Genomic DNA, 21,863 nt, shown 5'->3' with positions numbered 1-21,863 from the left:
CTGCCTCCGGCCCGCCCGTCCTGCCTCCGGCCCGCCCGTCCTGCCTCCGGCCCGCCCGTCCTGCCTCCGGCCCGCCCGTCCTGCCTCCGGCCCGCCCGTCCTGCCTCCGGCCCGCCTACCAGTAGTGCTTCCGGCCGAAGAGCGCATGCCCCAGCGAGCCGAGGATCCACAAGATCGCCCCGAGCACGACGAGCACGATTCCGATGGTCCACAACACGGTGATGCCCGCCAGGAAGCCGATCACCAGAAGGATGATTCCGAGAACAATCACGATGCTCTCCGTTCTCGTGCGAACGTCCCCCTTCCACTGTCGTCCCGGTCCACCCCCATGACAAACGCAGCCGGAGGCCCCGGGAGCGATCATGCGGCCGCCGACCGCCCCCGGCGACCGGCGCGGGGTCGAGACGGAAGCCGAGCGCGGCGAGGCACCCGAGGCCACCCGAGGGGGGCCGCCCCGAAGACGCGTCGGCGGGCGGGCCGTTGAGGCAAACCGGCGCGGCCTCTCGCCACACGCCTCCCGCCGTACGACCATGTCCACGCGCCCCGCGCCCGTCGCGTTCCTTCCGTACGCCGTGCCCGCGAAAGGACCCCGTCCATGAGCAGACCGTTTGCCGTACGCGCCCTCGCCGCCCTGCTGTTCGCCACCCCGCTCATCGGCCTGCCGCTCCTCACCCTGCCCGGACCGCTCGCGCACGCCGCCGACACCCCGCGGCACGCGACCGCATCGGACGTCACGTACTGGACCCCGCAGCGGATGCGCGCCGCCCGGCCGGCCTCCGCCGTCCGGAGTCCGTCGGCCCCGCGCCCGGCCGCTGACCCGGCTCCGCCGAGCCACCCCTTCGACGGCGTCCCGCAGGTAGGGACGTTCTTCTGGACGGACAGCAGCAACACCGGGCGGTTCTGCGGGGGAACGGTGGTCCGCAGCCCGCGCCGCAACCTCGTGGTCACCGCCGCCCACTGCCTGCGGTCCCCCGACCCGAAGCGCCATCTGTCGTTCGTGCCCCAGTACCACGACGGAGTCAAGCCGTTCGGGATCTTCCCCGTCGACCGCATCTACATCGACCAGCGGTACTACGACCTCGGCACGGACGCGGGCGCCCGCTGGGACTACGCAGTCGTACGCCTCGCCGCGCGCGAGGACGCGACGGAAGTCGAGGAGGCGACCGGCGGCTACGACCTCCTGCCCTACCCGGGCTACCACCACCGCGAAGTGCGGCTCATCGGCTACCCCGGCAACAGCGACACCACCCACCCCAAGCCACTGGACTGCGCCTCCGCCACGCACCGGTACACCAGCACCGACCCGGCCGCCCCGGGCACCTTCCTCGAGATCGCCTGCGCCGGCTACATCGGCGGCACCTCTGGCGGGCCCTTCCTGATAAGGGACTTCACCGGCTACGCCCTCATCGGTGTGATCGGCGGCTACCACACGGGCGGCGATTTCCCGGACGTCTCCTACAGCTCGTACTTCACACGCGACACCCTGGCCCTCTACCTGCACGCCGTCCGCGGCGACACCCCCGCCGCACCGCGCTGAGCGGCCGGCCGACCGGACTTCTCAGAGCAGGTCCTCGATGGTGACGGGCATCTTACGGATGCGGCGCCCGGTGGCGTGGTGGATGGCATTGGCGACGGCCGCCGCCGCGCCGACCTGCCCGACCTCTCCCACGCCCTTGACGCCGAGCGGGTTCACGATCTCGTCCGCCACTTCGATGAGTTCGACCGCCACCTCAGGTGCGTCGGCGTTGACCGGCACGAGGTAGTCGCCCAGGCTGGAGGCGACCCAGCGGCCGCGCCGCGGGTCCATGTGGTTCGCCTCCAGGAGGGCTTGGCCCAGACCCCACAGCATCCCGCCCATCAACTGGCTGCGGGCCGTCTTGGGGTTGAGGACCCGGCCGGGGGCGAAGGCGCCGACCATACGGCGGACCCGGGCGATCCCGAGATCGGGATCGACGGCCACTTCGGCGAACTGAGCGCCGAACGTCATCATCCCGTAGCGGGTGCTCTGCGGCGACGGCGACCAGGAGCCGGCCGCCTCGACGTCGGGAAGGGAGTTGCGGTGGAGCAGATCGCCGTAGCTCTCCCCGGTCTCGGGGGCCTCGCGCAGCATCATGCGGCCGTCCCGTACGGTGATTTCGCCGGGTTCCGCGCCGTGCAGCGGCGACTGGGTGTCCGCGACGGCCTGCGCCACGAGCTGGTCGCGCAGATGGGTTGCCGCGGTGTGCACGGCCGCGCTGATCATGCCGGCACCCGAGGAGCCGACCGCGGCGGCGATCGTGGGCAGCGCGGTGTCACCGCCCTCGAAGCGGCACCGCGCGAAGGGCAGGCCCAGCGCATCGGCGGCCACCTGAGTCATCACGGTCGCCACCCCGGTGCCGAAGTCGGGGGTGGCGGCCTGGACCACGGCGGTGCCGTCGGAGTACAGGCGGGCCCGGGCGCGTTGCGGGTTGATCGGGCCGTAGACGGGATATCCGGAGGCGGCCATGCCGTAGCCGATCAGCCAGTTGCCGTCACGGTGGGACCGGGGCTCGGGGTTGCGACGGTGCCAGCCGAACCGCTCGGCGCCGCGTTCGTAGCACTCCCTGAGCCCGTCGCTGGACCAGGGACGGCCGGTGCTGGAGTCCCTGTCGGAGTGGTTGCGCAGGCGGAGTTCGACCGGATCGATGCCCAGCCGGTGGGCGAGGTCGTCCATCGTGCATTCCAGTGCGAACATGCCGGACGCCTCGCCGGGCGCCCGCATGAAGGTGGGCGTCATCGTGTTGGCACGGACCAGCCGGTAGACGCCTTCGTAGTCGGCGCAGGCGTAGATCTGGGAGGCGACACCGAGGGAGGGCTCGGCCCAGTCGTCGAACTGCGAGGTGGGCGAGAGCTTGTGGTGCCGCAGCGCGGTGAGGCGGCCCTCCCTGTCGGCGCCCAGCACGATGCGCTGTTCCTGTTCCTCCCGGTGGCCGACGGAGGTGAACATCTGCTCACGGGTGAGGGCGAGTCTGACCGGCCGTCCGACCGCGCGGGCGGCGAGTGCGGCCAGCGCCGGGTGCGCCCAGATCATGGCCTTGCAGCCGAAGCTGCCGCCGACGTAGTGGGACAGGACGCGCACCTTCGAGGGGGTCAGGCCGAGCAGCGCCGCGACGGTCAGCTGGGTGGCCGTCACCCCCTGCGTGGCGTCGTAGAGGGTGAGCTGGTCACCGTCCCAGGCCGCGGTGGTGGCCGAGGGCTCGATGGGGTTGTGGTTGTTGGCCGCGAAGGTATAGGTGGCATCGATCCGTACGTCGGCTCGGGCCAGCCCCGCCTCGACATCGCCGCGCTCGGTCCGGCCGGGGACGAAGCCCGCAAAGATCGCCTCGGGCTCGTACGCCGCGTCGCGCGCCTGGTCGAGCGTGGTGACCGAGGGCGTCTCCTGGTAGCCGATACGGATCAGCGCGGCCGCGTGCTGGGCCCGTTCCAGGGTGTCGGCGACCACCAGGGCGACCGGCTGCCCCGTGTAGTGCACGACGTCGTCCTGGAAGGGGAAGAAGGTCTGTCCCGGGGCGGGCATCCCCGCGAGCGAGGGAATCAGCGGGGGCTGCGCGGCTGCCTCGGGCAGGTTCTCGTGGGTGAGGACGGCGAGCACCCCGCCGGCCTCCCACGCCTCGTCGGCGTCGATGTGGGTGATCCGGCCGCTCGGCACGCGGGCGCCGACCAGGACGGCATAGGTCATGTTGCCGAGGAGGATGTCCGAGGAGTACTGCGCGCTGCCGGTGACCTTGTGGCGGCCGTCGACCCGGTCGGTGGGCTGCCCGATCGCGAGGGTCGTCGTCATGACGGAATCTCCGGGTGGGTGAGGGACTGCAGGGCCCGGACGAGGGTCCGCTGGGCCAGCTCGGCCTTGAAGGCGTTGAGCGGCGTGGTGCGGGCGGGGACGAGTTCCTCGCGGGCGGCCCGTCGGAAGGTCTCGGTGTCGGCGGGCGCCCCACGCAGCACCGCCTCCGCACGGCGGGCTCGCCAGGGCTTGGTCGCCACCCCGCCCAGGGCGAGCCGGGCCTCGCCGATGACACCGTCCTCCACGGTCACCGCGACGGCCGCGGAGGCCAGCGCGAACTCGTACGACTCGCGGTCGCGGACCTTCAGATACACGGAGGTACGGGCCGTGCGCAGGCCCGGGACCTCGATGCCCACCACCAGCTCACCGTGTTCCAGCGGGTGCTCCAGATGCGGGGTGCTGCCGGGCAGCAGAAAGAAATCGTCGATCGGGTAAACCTGCCGGCCGTGCGGGCCCTCTGTATGGATGCGGGCGTCCAGAGCCATCAGCGGTACGGCGACGTCCGACGGATGAGTGGCGATGCAGTGATCGCTGACCCCGAGGACGGCGTGGCCGCGGTGGAAGCCGTCGAGAGCGCTGCATCCACTGCCCGGGTCACGCTTGTTGCACGGTGACGTCGCGTCGCGGAAATAGGCGCAGCGCACCCGCTGCATCATGTTGCCGCCCATGCTGGCCATGTTCCGCAGCTGCGCCGAGGCACCGAGGACGAGCGCCTGGGCGACCATGGGAAAGCGCTCCCGTACGGCGGGGGCCTCGGCCACCTCGCTCATGCGGGCCAGGGCGCCGATGTACAGGCCGCCATCGGGCCGGTCCTCGATCCGGCCGAGGGGCAGATCGTTGATGTCCACGAGCCGGCGCGGCAGCATGACGTTCTGCCGCAGCAGGTCGATCTCGGTGGTGCCCCCGGCCAGGAAGTCGCTGGTGGGATCGGCGGCGACGGCGGCGACCGCATCGGCCACGGCACCGGCGCGCGAGTAACTGATGGGCCGCACGGCAGGCCTCCTCAGGCTTCGTCGCGGACCGCGCGGATGGCGGCCCGGATGTGGGGATAGGCGGCGCAGCGGCAGATGTTGCCGCTCATCCACTCCCCGATCTCGGCGTCGTCCGAGGCGTGACCCTCGTCGAGCAGGGCCACCGCGGACATGATCTGGCCCGGGGTGCAGTAGCCGCACTGGAAGGCGTCCTGCTCGATGAAGGCGCTTTGCATGGGGTGCAGCTCGTCACCGTCCGCCAGACCCTCGACGGTGGTCACCTCGCGCCCTTCACAGGCGATCGCCAGCGTGAGGCAGGCGAGCACCCGCCGCCCATCGACCCACACCGTGCAGGCACCACATGTGCCCTGGTCACACCCCTTCTTCGCACCCGTCATGGCCAGCCGCTCACGCAACGCATCCAGGAGGCTGACCCGTGGCTCGATCTCACATGTGTGGTCGGTGCCATTGACCGACAGGGTGATCCGCACCGGGTCGGGGCCGCGCTCCGGGAGAACGGCGGCCGCGGGCGCCCGGGACGGGATGTCGGGAGCGGACACTGGAAGACCTCCTCTGGCCTGATATTTCATCCTGTTTCATCGGCAACCGGCCCGCGACTCGTGACGGCATGTGACCAACCGTGGCCACCTATGACGATCCGTGACGGCCGCGACCGTGACCTGGCACGAGGGCCCCGGCGGCCCACCGTCCGCCGCCCGCACCGCCGCACGACGCCCCGCCATCGCCGTGGCGAGGAGCGAGAATGGACGGGAGCTCACCTGCGAGCACCCGGCCCGCACCTCGCCTGAGCTGGGAAGTGAAGCGCCATGATGTTCTGGTACGACCACGGTGCGGGCGGCTGGGGCTGGTTCGCGATGACGGTCGGCATGGTCCTGTTCTGGGCACTGGTCGTCACGGCCGGTGTCCTGCTCTTCCGCGCCCTCGCCCGTACGGCGCCTCCCGGGGGCGAACACACCGGCCGCCGCGGCGACCGCCCGCCCGGCGGGCCCACCCCCGAACAGATCCTCGCCGAACGGTACGCACGGGGTGAGATCGAGGACGAGGAGTACCGACGGCGGCTGGCGACCCTCCGCTCGTCCCACGGCGGGCCGGAGAAACCCTGACCCGCAGAAGGCGGTGCCGTCTCGGCCGTCCGCCCGCGCAGACGCCCTCGATGCGAACGCCCCCGATGCACACGCCCTCGACGCGGACGGACGGAGCGCACCCGCTACGCTTCTGCACCGGGAATGCGCCTCCGACAGGGGCGGAAGCGGCGGCCTCGGCACTCCTTATTTCCGCTGCCCAGAGGCGTTTTCGCGGCACACCTGCCGGATCGCCCGCCCTATGACAGCGGGTGTCCGGTCCCGCTGCACAAGCCATCGCGACGACCAGCCGGAGGACGGCATGACGATTCACCGACCGGGCCTGCCAGGGGACTTGCCGTCGCCGGAGGTGCTCTGGGCGCGGTGGGCGCTGGTTGCCGTACTGGAAGCGACCACCGCAGCGGAGGAGAGCAAGGGGTACCGCACGGGCTGCTGGATCGACGCGGGAGGGCTCCACCTCGACGACTGCGGCTGCACATGGTGGACGCTGGCCAGGAGGGGCGACGGCCGGTTCGTCCTCTACGGCGAGGACGAGGCGAGCGACGTCAAGTGGCACAAGCCGCCGATCGACATGCTGGCGGGCGCCCCGGACTGGCTCCCGTACGAGGACCTGCACGACCTGCTCACGGGCTATGAACTGGGCTGCGTCTACTGGTACGAGAACGGGTCCTGGGCCCGGGCCCCGTACCCCGACGGCCTGGACGACGACGGCCTCGACTGTGGCATGCGCCGCTTCGTCGACCGGGACGAGGTCCTGGGACTGCTGGCCGGCGACGACTACGGCAGGGCCGCCGGCCGGAGCGCCGAAGACCTCCTGGACCAGGCCGAGCGGTATCGGCTGACGCCCGAGCTACTGGCGTCCGTGGTCGCCGACTCCACCGATGAACACTGGGATCTGCCGGCCATGACCAGGGCGCTTCGGGGCGCGGGGCTGTCGGACGGCGGCGTCCCGGTCTGACCCGGGACCGGGCCGCCCGGCGTCCGGCCGTCGGTCGAGGGCCGTTGGCCGTTCGCCGATGGCCCATGGCCGTTCGCCGAGCATGCGGACCCGTTGTTACGCCTCGGACGCGTCCGTCCTCTGACGCTGCTTCCGGTAGAGCGCGATGGCTTGGTCGGGCGGGTAGTTGGGAACGGTCGAAATCTTCCCGGTGTCCTTCGCCACCACGAAGTTGCTGCCGCCCGGCGGCGCGGGGACCGGTCGGCCGTTCTTGTCGACGGGCTTGGCGAACGTCGCATACACCAGATAGCCCAGATCGAATTCCTCGACATGCAAGGGCGCGAGGGTGCCGTCGAAGGAGCGGGGCTGGCCGAATTGCCGGCGTACCGACTCCAGCGCCTCATCGGGGTTCGCGGGCACATCCTGGGGATCCATTGGGGAGTTGCTTTCCGACGTCATGGAAACTCCTTCGTCCTATGTCGATGCGCAGGCAGAAAGACGGAATGGCGGAACGGTGTGCGTCATGAGGCGCTGTGTATGGCCCCGTCATGAAGACGTACCTGGTCCGGCTACGGCGTTGACCGTACTCCACATGCGGACCCGATGAGCCCCAGGTTCCGCTCGGCTAGGGTCGTTCTCATGAGTGAGGACATCGCCGCGCTGGTACGTCGGCTGACAGCCGTGGACAGGGAAGACCGCGACGACGCGAGGGACCGTCTGGTCGCTCTCGGGGCCCCCGTCGTCGAGCATCTCTTGCCACTGCTCCAGGACGAGGCGGCGCCCGGCCGCTCGGCGGCGGAGTCCTGCCTGGAACGCCTCGGAACCGAGGCGATCGAGCCCCTGAGGACGGTGCGCCGCACGGGCCCGGGGCACCTGCGGGTAACCGCTCTGCGCGCATTGGCGAGCCTCGGCGGCGGCGATGCCCTGAGCCCGGCGGACCGGGCGGCCATTGAACGGCTGGTACGGATCAAACTGCTGGACGAGCGGCCCGGCGACCTTCCGGCCGGTCTCTGGATCGCGGTACCCGGGGCCGAAGTGGCGGACATCGTTGCGGCGCTCGAACTGCACGACCCGCGCCCCGCGACGACCGCCATGGGCGTGTCCGCCGCCATCGACCACGAGAATTCGCTGAACCATCGAGCCGATGACGGTACCGACACCACGGTCTACCGCGTGTTCATCACGGCCGAATTCGAGGGCTGGCGACTCGTCTATGGTGCCGACTACCTCAACGACTACTGGGCGCAAGCCGTAGGAAGGCTCAGTAAGCACTGCCGGGAAGCTCATTTCTATGCCGTGGACGACTACAACGGCGCGCGGGTGTGGTGGGTCTCGGAGAACGGACAGGACAAGCGCGGATACCGCACGTACGGTGACCCCGAATGGATCGGAGAACCGCTTGAGTTCGAGCGGAACTTGATGCAGGAGGAGGACGATGAACTGTACGATCCGGCGGAAGCCGAGGAATACGCGGAGGGCGTCCGCGATCCGGAGGAAGCCGCGTCCTGGATTTCCGTCCAACCGACGACGGTCGAGGTACTCGACACGGTAGGACACGGCTGGCTCGCCGTGACCAGCCCGGACGTCGGCCATGGCCGATTCAGGGGCGCACTCGCCATCTGACGGCGGGACGAGGAGTCCCTCGGCGCCGCCGCCCCGCTGTACGTGGCGGCACCGGGGACTCCGGCCGACCGGTCACATCAGGCTCGGCTGGATCTTCCGCCAGGTCGAATCCAGGTGGTCGATATGCCGGTCCATTTCGCGGACCATGGCGCGCTTCTCGTCCGTCGTCGCGTCTTCCTTGCGCTTCTTGTACTCGCGCTCGATGACCTTCTTCAGCTCATCACGCGCCTCCGCATCGCTGAGCTTCTGGGCCGCCGCGATTTCCTTCGCCGCCTTTTCGGGCGACTTGTCCGTGCGGTTGTTGATCCGGTCCGCGATGTTCTGCTGCACGTCGGCCGGGCTCATCTTGTCGACCTTCTTCTTCTCCCCGGCCTTCTCGGTGTCGAGCTTCTTCTTCGCCGCGACGTCGGCCGGGTCGGTGCGGTACGTCGTGCTGTAGTACACCTTGGTGTCGTCGAGTGCCTTGCCCCGCAGCACCGTTGAACACTTCGCGTGTCCCTGCCCGTTTCCACAGGGCTCACGTTCCGTGTAGACGGCCTTGGGGGTGTATGTCTTGTCGCCCTGGTTCGTGCGCTTCAACCAGTCGGCGAGGTGCTTCTCCGAGTGCCGGCCCGACACATATTTCTCGCCCACCGGTACCGATGAATCGGTGACGTAATGCGTCTCACGCTCGGGCGGCGGCCCCTCGACCTCGAGTACCGCGTAATTGCGATCCGTGAGGTCTGGGCTGTTGTGCTTCAGGCTGGGCGGCATGGTGCCCGAAACCTTGAGGTTGTCGAGGAACTTTTCGCTGCTCTTGCGGTGCCCCCGCACGCCCAGAGATTCGTCCGAATTCTTGGCCGCGCTGTCCTTCGATTTCTCCTTGGGATCGCCCTCGTCCTTGTTGCGGTACGGCTTGTCGACGTTCTCCGGATTCTTGCCCACACCGTGCTGCTCATGGAAACCGACGCTGAGCCGGGCCAGCGACGAAACGACCGCGAGTCGCTCACCGCGATCCAGGTCCTTGAACCCGGGCAGCCGCTGTTCCAGGTCGCTCTGGGTGAAAGCACGCGGACCCTTGCCCGCGTCGGCCGAGGGCGCTTGGGAATCACCGGTCGAGGCGCGCAGAACCTGTGCCAGATTCCCGTCCTCCGCCCAACGGTCCAGGTGGTCATGGACGTTGTCGAGCGGAATGCGGTGCACGTCCCGGTCCCGGCGGAGCTCGTCCTGAAGCTTGTCCGGCGGAATGCCGTACTCCTTGGAGCCTTCCTTTTCCGCGTCGAGGGTGTGCTTGCCCTCCTGCTCCTGCTCGGAGGTGTCGCTTTCGCCGCGGTCGTGTGGGTCGGAGTAAGGCTCCTTGTCGACGTCCATCGAGTCGTCGTCGGGCTTCGACGACGAGGGTGTCGGCGTCGGAGTGGGCGAATCGTCCAGTTTCAGCCGGGCAAGCCCCTCGTGGTCCGGTTCCGTTCGCCGCCTCTTGTGGGTGTTTCCGGTGGTGGAAGAGCTTGAGCCGGAGGGCTGATTGTCCGAGGCCGGTGGGTCCGTCGCCTTCCGCTTCCCGCTGGGAGCTTCCGGAGTCGCCGGCTTCGGGCGTGCGTCGGGGGGCGTTTGGTGCGGGGGGTTCGACGGGGTCGGCGGATTCGACGGGGCCGACAGGTTCGCCTGGTTCGGGCGGCCGTCGGACGGCGTCTCGTTCGGGCGTCCGTCGGGCGCGCCGGGATCCGTGTCGCGCCGCGGAGCATCGCCGCCGGGGCGCGGCGACCCTCCGGTCGGGCCGGGCACAGGCGGCGCGTCCGAGGCCAGCGAGGTGGACTGGTTGTGGTCGTTCGGGGTGGCGGAGTGAGGGTCCGGGGTGGTCGAGGCAGTCGGGTTGCCGTCCGGGGCGTGCGGATGGCTGCCCGGCCCGGGTGGCGTGGCGGGCGGCTGCTTGGCGGGATCGTTTGCGTCCGGGGTGGTGCCGTCGCCGTGGTCGCTCGGTGCGGATTCGGCCTGCGGCGAGGGGGTGGACTGCGGCGAATGCTCGGGCGAGGAGTGGTCGGGCGACGCCTCGTCCGGCGACGTGTGGTCGGGCGATGTGTGGTCGGGCGACGCGTGATCTGGCGATGCCTCGTCGGGCGTCGCCTGGTCTGGCGGTGTGTTGTCCGTCTGCGGGGCGTCGTCCGCGTGCTGTTGCGGGTCCTGCGTGTGCTCTTGCGGGTCCTGCGTGTGCTCGGGCGCGGAGTCGGAGTCCGAGTCGGAGTGCTGTGTGGAGTCGGACTGGGCATCGTCCGGCTGGGAATATTCCGACTGCGAGTCGTCCGATTGCGAATATTCCGACTGGGAGTCGTCCGACTGGGAGTCGTGTGTCGGGGCGTCGTTGGACTGATCCGACGTCGTGGCATGGGCATCATCGGACGCATCGGACGCATCGGAGTCGGCCGTCGGATCCGGAGCGGGATACAGCGGATTCCGATCGGCGTCCAGCGGGATGTAGAAGACATCCGTGGCGCCGTCGGTGTTGATGGGCTGATGGCTCACTTCGCCGCTCTGGGTGTCCACCCAGACGATCTGGCCGTTGTGGTTGACGGCGTTGAACGCATGGCCTCCGCCGTCGGCCCAGTTGACCTGCACGATCGCGGCCGAGCCCGGGCCGGCGTTCAGAAGGTCCTGGGCGATGGCGTCATGGCCGTCGGGGCTGGTGCCGGCATACGAGTGCGGAGCACCTGTCCAGTCGATGATGTTCTCGTTGGCATTCGTCTCCGGCGACCAACGGTCCAGGCTTCCGTCCGGATTGAGGTCCGGCGTACGAGGCGCCGAGACCTGCGGATTTCCGTACCAGGTCTCGAGGAACGAACGGCTGCAGTCTGCACAGTTGTTGGAGCGTCCCGGCACGTCCGTGCCGCCGTCGTTCTGCAACTGGGACCAGTTCCCGAACGGGTCGGGGAAGCGCTGCGGGGTGCCGTCGTCGTTCCTCGGGACCGCGTCCTCGAGAGCCTGCTGGTCCGCGGTGTCGGGCGGCAGTAGCCCGCCGGGGGCCTCCTGGATACCGGCCCGGACGTCGTCGAGGCTGGGCCGGTCGTCCTGCGCGTCGGGCTCGGAGTCCGCGTCCGACGAGTCCTGGTCGCCGGGCTCGGAATCGTCGGCCGGTGTGTCCTCGTCGGCCGGTGTGTCCTCGCTCTTGGAGTCGTCGCTCTTGGCGTCGTCCGACTGGGAGTCGTCGTCCTTCGCGTCGTTGGTCTGGTCGTCCTCGGACGTGCTGTCATCAGGGGCGTTCCCGTCAGACTCACTGCCGTCCGGCGCGCCGTCGTCGGGGGTATGGCTTTCAGGGTCCGCGTCAGGACTCTTCGGCTCCGACTCCGACTCCGGTTCCGACTCCGACTCCGACTCCGGTTCCGACTTCGACTCCGGCTCCGGTTCCGGCTTCGCGGTGTCGGGGTTCTCCGCGTCGTTGTGCTCTCCGTCCGGATCCTTGGTGTCCTGCTTCTGGTCCGGTGCCGGGTCGTTCGGAGGCTGCTCCTGAGGCTGGTGCTCGTCCTTGGGCTGGTTCTTGTCCTGATCGTTGTCCGGCGCCGGATCCTGCGCGGCGTCCGGAGTCTCCGCTGCGGGCTGCGTGTCATCGCCCGGCGGCACCTGTTGCTTCGGGCCGCTCTGCTCCGGGACGTTCTGGTCGGGTCCGGCCTGCTCCGGCGTATCGCTGGACGGAGGCTTCGGCGGCTGATGCTGAGGCGTTTCGTTGCCGCGCGGCTGCTCGGTACGTGGCTGCTCGGTGCGCGGCTGCGGGGTACGAGGCTGCTCCTGACGAGGAGGATCGGCACGCGGCGGCGTGGGCCGCGGACGCGATGTCTGGTCAGGCGTGCCGGGGCGCTGACGCGGGGGAGTGCTCTGCGGTTGTCCGTAGGGCGCGGTCCGTGGGTCCCGGGCCGGGTTGGCGCGGGGCGGCTCGCCGTTGCCGGTCGGCGTGGAGCGCGGGGGCGCGGAGGCGGGCGGCGCGCCGGCGGGGCTGCTCGGTGCGGGCATGGCGCCGCCGCCCATCACCACGCCGGGCGGCGGGGACTGCGGGGTGGAAGCCGGGGGAGCGGCGGCAGGCCCGGACGCATCTCCGCCGGTTCCCGACGGGTGAGACACGCCGGGGGCAGGCGGAGCCAGGGTCGCGCTCTCCGATTCCATGGTGACGGGACCGTCGTCGTCCGGCCGGCTGGGGGCGTGCTGTTGAGGCGAGCCGTACGAGGAGCCACCGGAGTGGCCGGAGGGCGCCGCTTGGGGAACGACGCCCTGCGGCATGCCCCCTCGGCCGCCGCCCCCCGTGGCGTTGTTGCCGTTGCCGTTGCCGTTGTCGCTGCCGTTGTCGCTCTGCGATGTGGAGTGGTGCGGTTCCGGGCCCGCTGCGGGGGCGTTGTCCGGCGAGGGCGACGGCGAGGGAATGTGCGCCTGGGACTGGCTTCCCGAGTCCGGTGACGGCGAGTGGGAGGCGTCGGACGACGGCGAGGGAGAGGGGTCGGACGACGGCGAGGAGGAAGGGCTGGACGACGGAGAGGGGTCGGAGGACGGAGAGGACGACGGCGAGGGCGACTGGGAATGAGGCGGCGACGGGTTCGCGTCGGGGCCCGAGTCGTGGGGGGTGCCCTGGTGTGCCGGTGCGGCGGCAGCCGGGCCCTCTGCGCGGTCGGGGGTCGGCGCGGCTCCGTCGTCCGGGCTGTCCGGCCGCGTACTCGCCTCCGGGGACGGCGAGTTGTCCGTATGGATCGACGGTTCCGACGAGGGCGTGCTGTCCGGTCCCGGGGTGGCGGAGGAGTCGCCATGTGCCGGCGTCGCCGGGCTCGGACCACTGTTCTGAGGCGAGTCGACATCCGGCGTACCGCCCGCGTCCGGCCGTGCAGCCGAGCCCGAGTCGGGGGACGTAGACGACGAGGACGACGAGTCGCCCGACGAGGACGGCGAGTCGCCCGCAGTGTCGCCGCCACCCTGCGTTTCGTGGTACCCCGCATCGAAGGGAGTGAGGTGGCTGGGGGGCGGGGAGTCGGAACGCGAGGACCCGGAAGAGCCGCCGCTGTCCGGGGAAGGGCCGGATCCGGAAGAGGAATCCGTATCACCGGAAGCCGAGTTCGGCGAGGCCGTGGCACCACCGTCGGGTCCGCTGCCGCCGGAACTGTCGGTGTGCGTAGCGCCACCGGACGAACCGCCGGCGCCCGACGTCCCCGTCGACGACGACCCGTCCGACGCACCACCGGACGCCCCGGACGTCCCGGACGACGACGAGTCACCCGCCCCGTCGGACGAGCCGCCTGAACCTGCCCCTCCGGATGAGGGCGAGCCACCCGATGGCGAGCCGGTGGACGACGAGCCACCGGACGGCGAACCACCCGATGACGAGCCACCGGAGGACGAGCCACCCGAGGAGGAATCACCAGAGGAGGGCCCACCCGAGGGGGACCCGCCTGAGGCAGAGCCACCCGATGATGTGGAGGAGTCACCTGACGACGAGCCGGTGCCGGAGCTCCCACCGCCATTGCCGCCGCCGCTGCCGTTGCCGCTGCTGGTCTCGGCCCCACGGCCGGAGTCCCGACCGGATTCGTGTCCGGAGTCCTCCCCGGAACCCTCGCCGGAGTTGTGCCCCGCGGCCGACTCCAGCCCATTCCGGGCGTGGTGTCCGGCCTTGGCGCCCGCACCGTCACGCAGCGCCTCGGTGAACGTCTGCCCCGAGTTCTTGAGCGCGTTGACGCCTTCCTCGGCACCCTTCTTCACCGTACGGCCGGCGTCGAAGCCGTTCTGCGCGTCAAAGCTCATGTTCACGGACTGCGCGATGACGTCCGAGATCATGGCCTGCAGCGCCGAGACGGCGGGTTCCTTCACCGTCTCGAGGACCGCGTCGAGGATCTGTTTCGCGGCTTCCTTGATGAGTTTTCGTACGACCGCCCGTGTCGCAACCGTCGCAGCGGCGGCTCCCACCTCCGACAATCCGAAGGTGAACGGTGCCGCCGCTTGGGCCGCGATGATTTCCGCCGCAAGGATCACCAATTGGGCGATCACCGCGACTTTCATCCCGATGACGAGTCCCGCCGCGGCGTCCAGCGCGATGGCAATGGCGTTCGCGGCGCTACGCGCGTCGTCGAGGTAGCCCGAACCGCCGGCGAACTTCTCCCACGTGGTGTTGAAGCCGTCGATGGAGTCGCCGGAGTTCGCCGACAGGACGTTGCCGGCGGCCTTGACGCCCTGGTGCTGGAGTTCCTCCACCCCGGACGCGAAATCCCGCCACTTCTGGGCGGATTCCATCAACTTGTCCTCGTCCGCCGTGGGCCAGTTGAACCCCAGCATTTCGAGGACCCATTCGAGTGCGTCCGGCAGCATTAGTGACACGGCTGGGTTCCCCCGAATGGCAGTGGCTCAGGTATGTACGGAATCAACGGCGCGGAGCAAGGAGCGCGGAGCGAAGAGCGAAGGCGAGGAGCGAGGAACACGGGCTCGATACGAAGAACGACTGCCCGCATCGCGAGGTCGAGCGATAGGGGCCGGGTGCGGTCCTGCCTAGACGCTGGGGCTCTTGAACCGGGCGATCAACTGGCTGTCCGCCTCGGCGTTGGCCGTGTGCTGCTTCATCATGGATTCGTTGAAGTCCTCATCGGCCTCGTGGTTCTTGGCCATGTTGTTCAACCCGCCACCGATGTCCTGGAGCTTCGCGGCAAGATGGCCCATCGACTCGTACATTCCGTCCCGCAATCCCTCATATACGACGCCGAACTTCTCGCCGAGGTCGTCGTCCCCCCAAGGCGGGGTGTCCTGGCCCTCCAGAGAGGTCAGGGCATTCTGCAGGGTGTCGACGAGACCTTGGTAGTCCTTGCCGATCCGGTCGAAGTCTCCGCCGCCCGTACGTAGTGACGCGATGTCAGCCTTGAGTCCGTCTCCCACGGTGCTCCCCTCTCCTGGACGCCGCCGTGGCCACGTCAGTACTGGAAAGTTTAACCATCCAAACTGACATGTCCTCAAGGTGTCGCTTGCTGCGGATTCGTTGCAGAGTACGGCGTTGGCCCGGGCCGGGCCCGCGTGAACCGGTGCCCTGTCGCCGTACGAGCTGCCGACCGTCACCCCCGTACACGCTGAGGCGGTTCTTCCGGTTCCGCGGTTCTGCGGTGGCGCGGTCGCTGCCGGGCGCTCGGAACCGGGCCGACGGCGGACCACGCGAGCGCCGTGCGGCCCCCGGTGCACCGCCCGGCGGGCATCGGGCAGGTAACCTCGCTGGTACCGGCCCACCACCTGACCTGTGGTGCATGCCGAGGTGCCGACCAGGCATCACATCCACCCCCGGTTCCTTGGAAAGACCAGCGTCATGATCTTCATCACCGTGAAATTCACCGTCCGCCCCGAGCGCAGCGACAACTGGCTCGACCTCGTGGACGGCTTCACCCAGGCCACCCGCCGCGAGCCGGGCAACCTGTTCTTCGAGTGGTCCCGCAGCGTCGACGACCCGCACCAGTTCGTGCTCGTCGAAGCGTTCCGCGACGGCGAGGCGGGCAAGGAGCACGTGGAGTCCGAGCACTTCAAGGCCGCGATGGACGCCATGTCGTACGCGGTGGCCGATCGGCCGCAGATCGTCAGCACCGAGATTCCCGGCATGGACGGCTGGGGAGCGATGGGCGAGATCACGCCCCGCAATCCGGAATAGGGATTCCCTCGGACCCGGTGGCAACGTCGGCCGGCACGTCGCGTGCCCGGGTCAGAGGTCTTCCCACGACGGGACGGCAGCGCCGTCGCCGGCGGCACGTCGAGCCTCGGGTGCGGGAAGACCGACGTCCCCGGGGGCCTGGCGATGGCGCAAGTGCCGGTCCCGTAGCACCGTTACGCGCTCATACCTTCCGTACGGTCACGCCCGCGGCCGTCAGTGCGCCGGTCTCGTCGTCCGGGGCGGCCTCGTCGGTGATGAGGGCGTGCAAGGCGGAGGCGGGGGTGACGAAGGCGAGGGCGGTGCGGGAGAGCTTGGGGGCCTCCGCGACGGCGATGACGCGGCGGGCCGAGGCGATTGCGGCGCGTTTGACGGCGGCGTCGTCGAGGTCGTAAGCGGTCAGGCCGTCCGCCGCGTTCACTCCGCAGCACCCGATGACGGCCGTGTCGAAGCGCAGGGCGGCCAGCGATGCCGCCGTCAGCGGGCCGGTGAGCGCGAGCTCGCCCGGACGGGGCCGGCCGCCGGGCACCAGTAGCGTCAGCTGCGGCGCCCCGGTCAGTGCGTTGGCCGCGTGGAGGGAGAGCGGCATCACGGTCAGGCGGCGGTCTTCCAGCGCGCGGGCCACCTCCAGGCACGTGGTGCCGCTGTCGAGGACGACGGACTCGCCGTCGGCGATCAGCCCGGCGGCCTCGGCGGCGATGCGCCGCTTGACCTCCAGCCCTTCCTGGGCCCGCAGCGCGAAGGGGGGCTCTTCGCCGCGCAGCAGCAGGCTTCGGGCTCCCCCGCGGTAGCGCTCCAGAACTCCCTGGTCGGCCAGAACCTCCAGGTCGCGACGGATGGTCATCTCCGAGGCGCCGGTGAGTGCGGCCAGCTCCGCGACGCCGATCCGGCCCGCCTCGCGCACGGCGTCGGTGATCTGCCTGAGTCTGTCTGTGCTCGCCATTCCCGAATTGAACATCGAATGCGCTCGAACGGCAACCTTACGAACATGATTCATGTTCGATATGTTCGTTGCATGGAAAGATCACTGCGGGCCGGTCGCCTGGCCACCTTCGCCTACTTCGCCCTGAACGGCTTCCTCATGGGCATGTGGGTCGTCCACATCCCCGTCGTGGAGCACCGCGCCGGGATCGGGCATGCCGTACTCGGCTGGCTTCTGCTGCTGCTCGGCGCGGGAGCCTTCGCGGGCATGCAGATCGTCGGCCCGCTCACCGACCGCTTCGGCGCCCGCACCGTCGTACCGGTCGGCGCGGCGCTGTGCAGCGCCGCGCTCGTCCTGCCGGGGCTGGCCACGAACGGCTGGATGCTGGGCGCTGCGCTCCTGGCGCTCGGGTTCGGCAACGGCTGCCTGGACGTCAGCATGAACGCCCACGCCGTCCAGGTCGAGCGCGGCTACCAACGGCCCGTCATGTCCGCCTTCCACGCCACCTTCTCCATCGGTGGTGTCCTCGCCGCCCTGGTCGGCGCCCGCGCTCTCGACCGCGGCTGGAGCCCGCCGGTCACCCTCGGCGCGGTGGCGCTCTTCGGCCTCCTCGTCACCGCACTGGCCACCCCCGCACTGCTACGGCCCGAGCCCGCCACCCCCACCGCACCGGCCCCCGCCGCGGCCAAGGCCAGGCGACGGACGCCCCGGCGCATCTGGGTGCTCGCCGCTCTGGCGCTGATGCTCATGCTGTGCGAAGGGGTGGCCAACGACTGGAGCGTGCTCCATCTACGCGACGGCCTGGGTGCGCCCGCCGCCACCGCCGCCCTTGCCTACGGAGCCTTCGCCACTGCCATGACTGTCGGCCGGCTGCTGACCGACCGGATGGCCGCGCGCTTCGGCCCGGTGGCCATCGTCCGCCACGGCGCGTCCGTGGCCGCCTTCGGCCTGGCGATGGCAGCGCTGTCCCCGTGGATCCCCTTGGCCTTGATCGGCTGGACCCTGTTCGGGATCGGACTCTCCGGCTGCATCCCCCAACTCTTCAGCGCCGCGGGCCATGTGGACCGGGACGCCGCCGGCGCCAACGTCTCGCGCGTCGCCGGCCTCGGCTACCTCGGTATGCTCGCCGGGCCCGCCATCATCGGACCGCTGACCCACGTCGTCCCGCTCAACCTCACGTTCTTCCTGCCCGTGGCGTTCTGCCTCACGGCCGCCTGTACGGCGGGCATCCTGCGGTCCGAGCGCACCGCATCTCCCCGTCTGGAGACCGAGACCGTATGAGCGACACGACGGACGCCTCCGGCACGCACCGCGGAGGGAGCCCGGCCCGCGGAGGCCCCGCCCACGCCGTGTTCCGCAGTTCCACCGTGAAGTGCGACGGCGAAACCCTCAGTTGCGCGGCAGCGGTCCCGTCGACCGTGCGAAGGGATTCGTCCCCGCCCCTGACGGCCGTGGTTCTGCACGGCGCCGGTACCAGCGACAAGACCCGCCTGACCGGTCTGATGGCCGACTTCGCCGCCCGCGGGCACCAGGCACTCGCCTTTGATTTCTCCGGGCACGGCGACAGCTCCGGCCACCTCGGCGAACTCAGTCTGCGGCGCCGCTTCCTCCAGGCCCGCGCCGTGATCGACAACCACATCTCCTCCGAGGGCAACCTGGTGCTCATCGGCTTCAGCATGAGCGGCCAGACCGTCGCCGACCTGGTGGCCCACTACGGTTCCCGGGTGGCGGCCATCGGGCTGTGCGCGCCCGCGGTCTACGCGGCCGAGGCCTGGTCCGTGCCTTTCGGTGCGGGTTTCACCGAGATCATCCGGACGCCGGACAGCTGGCGGCGCTCCCGCGCTCTCGACGTCTTCCGGTCCCTTTCCCCCCGCGCTGTCCTCGCCGTACCCGGCACCGACGCGGTGATCCCGCCGGCCGTCACCGAGGCCGTCGCCGACGCCCTGGGCACATCGCGCTCGCGTTTCACCCGGCTCGTCCACCCCGCGGCGGATCACCGGCTGGGCAGCTGGTTCGCCGACAACGCCGCGCCGCGCGGCCGCTTCGTCGACACCGTGCTCCGCGGGACACCGTACGAGACCGGTCCCCCTCCGCCGCTGCACCGAGCGGGCTTGTCCTGACGCCGCGGGCGGTGGAATCCGGTGCGCCGCCCCGCAGAGCGGGCGCCCCGCGATTCATCGGCGCGCATACCTCGCCGCCATCGCCGGGAACACCTTCTTCGGCTCCCAGCGCGTCTCGTCCAGCATCCGGACCACGCCGTAGGAGGCGATATCCCGCTCCCCGGGCTTGTCGTAGTTGGCGAAGAGGAACCAGAGCGCGGTGTCCACGCCCTCCTCCTCGAAGATGTCCAGCAGTTCGGTCAGGTAGCGCACCTGCTCGTCCTCGTCGCGCACCGCTCCTGGGGGCGGCTGCCAGGCCATACCCCCCAGATCGGCTGCCCCACGGTAGGCGCAGGTGCCGTACTCGGTGATGGCGACGGGCTTGCCGTGGGCGAAGAACTCGCGCAGGTGGGTACGGAAGCTGTCGCCGTCGTCACCGGTCCGGTAGGCGTCGATGCTGACGAGATCGAACGGCTGCCAGTCGATGGATTCCCAGGGGCCGGAGGCATAGGTGATCCGTCCGCCGAAGTGGGCGCGGACCGTTGCGGCGGCCTGTGCGAGGAAGGCGTTGAGGCGCTCTTGCACGGGCCCCAGGGAGGTCCACCACTCCATGTCGGCGGAGACCATGGCCCGAAGCCGGTCGCCGTAGGTGGCACCGGGAAGGAAGCCGTGGCAGAAGGCGCTGATCTCGCATCCCGCGACGAACACCACCTCGGCGCCACTGCGCCGCACCTCTTCGGCGCGCTGCGCGCAGTCGGCGAAGAACCGCAGCACCTGATCGGGCGGGAGATCCACGGGGAAGGGGGTGAACCAGACTTCGAGACCGACCTCCGCGGCGAGGCGGGCGGCGATGCTCAGCCGTTCGGGCTCGCGGCCGGAGATGCGTACGGCGTCGCAGTGCAGCTCATCGGCGATCACCCTCATCTCGTCCCGGACCGCCTGGGGAGCGAAGGATTTCCTGGTGAGCTGGTCGCCGGGGAAGAGCCCGGTGTCGTAGTTGATGCCCCGTGCGCGCATGTCATTTCTTCTTTCTTGCGTGGTGGAGTCCGTGTTCCAGCAGGTCGAAGGCGAGCTCGACGTCCTCGGCCAGTGCGCGGCCCGTTTCCTGCGGTGATACGCCCGCGAGCAGGCGGTGGCAGTACGACTCCTGGAGGGTGAGCAGCGAGGCGGCGATCTGAGCCGCCATGAGTGCGGCCGTGGTCTCGCCGTATTCGTCGGCCAGCGCCTCCGCCAGCGCTTGGCGCTGCTCGTACAGCAGGCCGTTTGCGGCGGCGGTGAGGGTGGGGCTGTCGAAGATGACGCGCACCGAGGCGATCAGCGCGTCAAGGTCCCCCACCGTCGCCTGTGTGGTGGCGAACGCCCGGTGATGGGCCCGTAGGGCCTCCAGCGGCGACTGTTCCGGCGGCCGCCGCGTGATGATCCCGGCCAGGTCGTCGTCGCCGACGCCCCGGAGAGCGAGCGACTCCTTGGTCGGGAAGTAGGTGAACAGCGTGGCCTTCGCGACCTCTGCGGCTTCAGCGATCTCGTTGACCGTCACCGCATCGAAGCCGCGCTCGCTGAACAGTCGCAACGCGACCGCGGCGATCCGCTCCCTGGTCTGTTCCTTCTTGCGCTCACGCAGCCCTGTCATGGGTCCCACCATAACCATCAATCCATACCGAGTTCAAAATTAAACCCGGTATGGTTTGTGAAGACGAGGGTGTGGCAGCCGTGGGGGTATCGCGTGACCGGCGCGTAAGGCGTCGTTCTCGCAGCTCAGAGGGCTCTTGGTCGCATGAGGGGGACTGCGGAGGGGCTCTCCTCGCCGACGCCGGCCGTCGCCGCGGGCCTCACGCGGCGCTGTTGGCGCCCGTCGGCAGCCGCCCGACGGACTCCACGAGGGCGCGCACCGCCGGTGGCCAGGGGCGTCCCTGTGGGCCGCACAGCACCAGGCTCCTGGTGTGGTGCGGGGTGATCCGTACCAGGACGAGATCTTCCGGGACCAGCGGACGCGAGACCTCCGGCAGGATCGAGACACCGAGGCCGGCCTGGACCATGCTGATGAGCGTGCCGAGGTCCCGTACGCGATGGGCCGGGCTGTATTCCTCTCCCGCCAGCCGGTGGATGGTGCGGATGTGCCGCTCGCAGCCGTTCGGCGAAAGGATCAGCGGGTCGTCCGCCAGGTCCGCGACGTGGATGGTTTCCTCTCCCGCCAAGGGGTGGTCTCGCGGGAGCAGGGCGAGGAAGGGGTCGGTCGCCAGCAGCGCTCCGCCGTCGGCAGGGGGGTTCCCCGGGCCGGAGGCCGGGGGAGGGTCGACCACGATGGCGGCGTCCGCCGCTGCGCTCGCGAGCCAGGCCTCGGTCTCCTCCCCGCTGCCTTCGAAGACGCGGATGCGGATGCCCGGCAGCCGCTCGGACCAGTGGCGCAGCAGCGAGGGGAGCAGGCCCTGGCAGACCGTGGGCGTGGCGGCGAGGCGGACCGTACCGCCCGTCGTCGCCTCGTGCCGGGCCGCCGCGTCGACGATCGCGTCCGTCGACGCGAGGGCCGCGCGGGCGTGCGGCAGGACGGTATCGCCAAGTGCGGTTGTACGCAGGGGAGTTGAACGCACGATCAGCGGGGCGGCGAGGGTGCGCTCCAGCGAGGCGACGGCGTGCGAGACCGCCGACTGGCTCAGGCCCAGTTCCGTCGCCGCCGTACCGAAGCCGCCCGCGTCGACGACCGCGACGAACGCGCGCAATTGCGGAAGATTCAGCGCCACGATGCCTCCTCGCCCCATGTGATGACGCTCCCCTGAGACCACTCCGAGGCGCCTCCGAG

The 21,863-nt window shown here is 70.2% G+C and carries 18 protein-coding genes; 7 read left to right on the top strand and 11 right to left on the bottom strand.

Going from position 1 to position 21,863, the window contains the following annotated elements:
• Positions 1–115 precede the first annotated feature (115 nt).
• Positions 116–271: a DUF6131 family protein gene (locus tag ACIGWZ_RS16690; RefSeq protein WP_400065120.1), complete on the bottom strand. Its 156-nt coding sequence runs from the start codon at positions 269–271 to the stop codon at positions 116–118.
• 324 nt (positions 272–595) lie between these two features.
• On the opposite strand from ACIGWZ_RS16690, the gene ACIGWZ_RS16685 reads away from it, so the two are divergent.
• Positions 596–1,537 (top strand): trypsin-like serine peptidase, encoded by a 942-nt coding sequence (locus ACIGWZ_RS16685; RefSeq protein ID WP_400065118.1) that lies wholly within the window; start codon positions 596–598, stop codon positions 1,535–1,537.
• A 21-nt stretch (positions 1,538–1,558) separates the two neighbouring features.
• Here the strand turns inward: ACIGWZ_RS16685 and ACIGWZ_RS16680 are convergent, their stop codons facing one another.
• Genes ACIGWZ_RS16680 through ACIGWZ_RS16670 form a run of 3 tightly spaced genes read right to left on the bottom strand, consistent with a single transcriptional unit; the run spans position 1,559 to position 5,330 of the window.
• Positions 1,559–3,799 (bottom strand): xanthine dehydrogenase family protein molybdopterin-binding subunit, encoded by a 2,241-nt coding sequence (locus ACIGWZ_RS16680; RefSeq protein ID WP_400065116.1) that lies wholly within the window; start codon positions 3,797–3,799, stop codon positions 1,559–1,561.
• Positions 3,796–4,791 (bottom strand): FAD binding domain-containing protein, encoded by a 996-nt coding sequence (locus tag ACIGWZ_RS16675; protein WP_400065114.1) that lies wholly within the window; start codon positions 4,789–4,791, stop codon positions 3,796–3,798. The genes ACIGWZ_RS16680 and ACIGWZ_RS16675 overlap by 4 nt, the downstream gene beginning before the upstream one ends.
• A gap of 11 nt (positions 4,792–4,802) precedes the next feature.
• Positions 4,803–5,330 carry a (2Fe-2S)-binding protein gene (locus ACIGWZ_RS16670; protein ID WP_400065112.1) on the bottom strand — a complete coding sequence of 176 codons (528 nt, stop codon included), beginning with the start codon at positions 5,328–5,330 and terminating at the stop codon, positions 4,803–4,805.
• Between the two features lie 267 nt (positions 5,331–5,597).
• Here ACIGWZ_RS16670 and ACIGWZ_RS16665 point away from each other — a divergent pair, with 267 nt between their 5' ends.
• Both ACIGWZ_RS16665 and ACIGWZ_RS16660 read left to right on the top strand, forming a co-directional pair.
• Positions 5,598–5,894 carry an SHOCT domain-containing protein gene (locus tag ACIGWZ_RS16665; protein ID WP_400065110.1) on the top strand — a complete coding sequence of 99 codons (297 nt, stop codon included), beginning with the start codon at positions 5,598–5,600 and terminating at the stop codon, positions 5,892–5,894.
• A gap of 280 nt (positions 5,895–6,174) precedes the next feature.
• A complete protein-coding gene (locus tag ACIGWZ_RS16660; RefSeq protein ID WP_400065108.1) occupies positions 6,175–6,831 on the top strand; it encodes a hypothetical protein in 657 nt (218 codons plus the stop codon).
• A 96-nt stretch (positions 6,832–6,927) separates the two neighbouring features.
• Here the strand turns inward: ACIGWZ_RS16660 and ACIGWZ_RS16655 are convergent, their stop codons facing one another.
• Positions 6,928–7,269, bottom strand: coding sequence for a hypothetical protein (locus ACIGWZ_RS16655; protein WP_400065106.1), 342 nt, complete (start codon positions 7,267–7,269; stop codon positions 6,928–6,930).
• 180 nt (positions 7,270–7,449) lie between these two features.
• Here ACIGWZ_RS16655 and ACIGWZ_RS16650 point away from each other — a divergent pair, with 180 nt between their 5' ends.
• Positions 7,450–8,433, top strand: coding sequence for a HEAT repeat domain-containing protein (locus tag ACIGWZ_RS16650; RefSeq protein WP_400065104.1), 984 nt, complete (start codon positions 7,450–7,452; stop codon positions 8,431–8,433).
• A 72-nt stretch (positions 8,434–8,505) separates the two neighbouring features.
• Here the strand turns inward: ACIGWZ_RS16650 and ACIGWZ_RS16645 are convergent, their stop codons facing one another.
• Together ACIGWZ_RS16645 and ACIGWZ_RS16640 are read right to left on the bottom strand one after the other, a co-directional pair.
• Positions 8,506–14,736: a toxin glutamine deamidase domain-containing protein gene (locus tag ACIGWZ_RS16645; RefSeq protein WP_400065413.1), complete on the bottom strand. Its 6,231-nt coding sequence runs from the start codon at positions 14,734–14,736 to the stop codon at positions 8,506–8,508.
• Positions 14,737–14,913: 177 nt separating this feature from the next.
• Positions 14,914–15,294, bottom strand: a complete 381-nt coding sequence (locus ACIGWZ_RS16640) for a hypothetical protein (protein ID WP_400065102.1) — start codon at positions 15,292–15,294, stop codon at positions 14,914–14,916.
• 418 nt (positions 15,295–15,712) lie between these two features.
• Between ACIGWZ_RS16640 and ACIGWZ_RS16635 the strand changes: the two genes are divergently transcribed.
• Positions 15,713–16,048 (top strand): putative quinol monooxygenase, encoded by a 336-nt coding sequence (locus ACIGWZ_RS16635; RefSeq protein WP_400065100.1) that lies wholly within the window; start codon positions 15,713–15,715, stop codon positions 16,046–16,048.
• A 181-nt stretch (positions 16,049–16,229) separates the two neighbouring features.
• Here ACIGWZ_RS16635 and ACIGWZ_RS16630 read toward each other — a convergent pair whose 3' ends face one another.
• Entirely contained in the window at positions 16,230–16,988 is a 759-nt protein-coding gene (locus ACIGWZ_RS16630; protein ID WP_400065098.1) for a DeoR/GlpR family DNA-binding transcription regulator, read from the bottom strand.
• A 72-nt stretch (positions 16,989–17,060) separates the two neighbouring features.
• Here ACIGWZ_RS16630 and ACIGWZ_RS16625 point away from each other — a divergent pair, with 72 nt between their 5' ends.
• Both ACIGWZ_RS16625 and ACIGWZ_RS16620 read left to right on the top strand, forming a co-directional pair.
• Positions 17,061–18,248 (top strand): MFS transporter, encoded by a 1,188-nt coding sequence (locus ACIGWZ_RS16625; RefSeq protein ID WP_400065096.1) that lies wholly within the window; start codon positions 17,061–17,063, stop codon positions 18,246–18,248.
• Complete coding sequence (locus ACIGWZ_RS16620) at positions 18,245–19,087, top strand: alpha/beta hydrolase (RefSeq protein WP_400065094.1); 843 nt, start codon at positions 18,245–18,247, stop codon at positions 19,085–19,087. The genes ACIGWZ_RS16625 and ACIGWZ_RS16620 overlap by 4 nt, the downstream gene beginning before the upstream one ends.
• Before the next feature lie 54 nt (positions 19,088–19,141).
• On the opposite strand, the gene ACIGWZ_RS16615 is transcribed toward ACIGWZ_RS16620, so the two are convergent.
• From ACIGWZ_RS16615 to ACIGWZ_RS16605, 3 genes are all read right to left on the bottom strand, one after another.
• Entirely contained in the window at positions 19,142–20,083 is a 942-nt protein-coding gene (locus tag ACIGWZ_RS16615; protein ID WP_400065092.1) for a hypothetical protein, read from the bottom strand.
• Between the two features lies 1 nt (position 20,084).
• Positions 20,085–20,696, bottom strand: coding sequence for a TetR family transcriptional regulator (locus ACIGWZ_RS16610; protein ID WP_400065090.1), 612 nt, complete (start codon positions 20,694–20,696; stop codon positions 20,085–20,087).
• A 199-nt stretch (positions 20,697–20,895) separates the two neighbouring features.
• Complete coding sequence (locus ACIGWZ_RS16605; protein ID WP_400065088.1) at positions 20,896–21,804, bottom strand: LysR family transcriptional regulator; 909 nt, start codon at positions 21,802–21,804, stop codon at positions 20,896–20,898.
• Positions 21,805–21,863: the final 59 nt, after the last annotated feature.

The organism is Streptomyces sp. NPDC053427, assembly GCF_044544985.1.
In the GTDB taxonomy this organism is placed as follows: domain Bacteria; phylum Actinomycetota; class Actinomycetes; order Streptomycetales; family Streptomycetaceae; genus Streptomyces.
This window is presented reverse-complemented; position numbering and strand designations above follow the sequence as displayed.

Bases quoted from the DNA above. Each gene is read 5' to 3' on its own strand.
- ACIGWZ_RS16685 (WP_400065118.1), top strand. From the start codon at position 596: ATGAGCAGACCGTTTGCCGTACGCGCCCTCGCCGCCCTGCTGTTCGCC.
- ACIGWZ_RS16680 (WP_400065116.1), bottom strand. From the start codon at position 3,799: ATGACGACGACCCTCGCGATCGGGCAGCCCACCGACCGGGTCGACGGC.
- ACIGWZ_RS16665 (WP_400065110.1), top strand. From the start codon at position 5,598: ATGATGTTCTGGTACGACCACGGTGCGGGCGGCTGGGGCTGGTTCGCG.
- ACIGWZ_RS16660 (WP_400065108.1), top strand. From the start codon at position 6,175: ATGACGATTCACCGACCGGGCCTGCCAGGGGACTTGCCGTCGCCGGAG.
- ACIGWZ_RS16655 (WP_400065106.1), bottom strand. From the start codon at position 7,269: ATGACGTCGGAAAGCAACTCCCCAATGGATCCCCAGGATGTGCCCGCG.
- ACIGWZ_RS16650 (WP_400065104.1), top strand. From the start codon at position 7,450: ATGAGTGAGGACATCGCCGCGCTGGTACGTCGGCTGACAGCCGTGGAC.
- ACIGWZ_RS16645 (WP_400065413.1), bottom strand. From the start codon at position 14,736: ATGCTGCCGGACGCACTCGAATGGGTCCTCGAAATGCTGGGGTTCAAC.
- ACIGWZ_RS16635 (WP_400065100.1), top strand. From the start codon at position 15,713: ATGATCTTCATCACCGTGAAATTCACCGTCCGCCCCGAGCGCAGCGAC.
- ACIGWZ_RS16630 (WP_400065098.1), bottom strand. From the start codon at position 16,988: ATGGCGAGCACAGACAGACTCAGGCAGATCACCGACGCCGTGCGCGAG.
- ACIGWZ_RS16625 (WP_400065096.1), top strand. From the start codon at position 17,061: ATGGAAAGATCACTGCGGGCCGGTCGCCTGGCCACCTTCGCCTACTTC.
- ACIGWZ_RS16620 (WP_400065094.1), top strand. From the start codon at position 18,245: ATGAGCGACACGACGGACGCCTCCGGCACGCACCGCGGAGGGAGCCCG.
- ACIGWZ_RS16615 (WP_400065092.1), bottom strand. From the start codon at position 20,083: ATGCGCGCACGGGGCATCAACTACGACACCGGGCTCTTCCCCGGCGAC.
- ACIGWZ_RS16610 (WP_400065090.1), bottom strand. From the start codon at position 20,696: ATGACAGGGCTGCGTGAGCGCAAGAAGGAACAGACCAGGGAGCGGATC.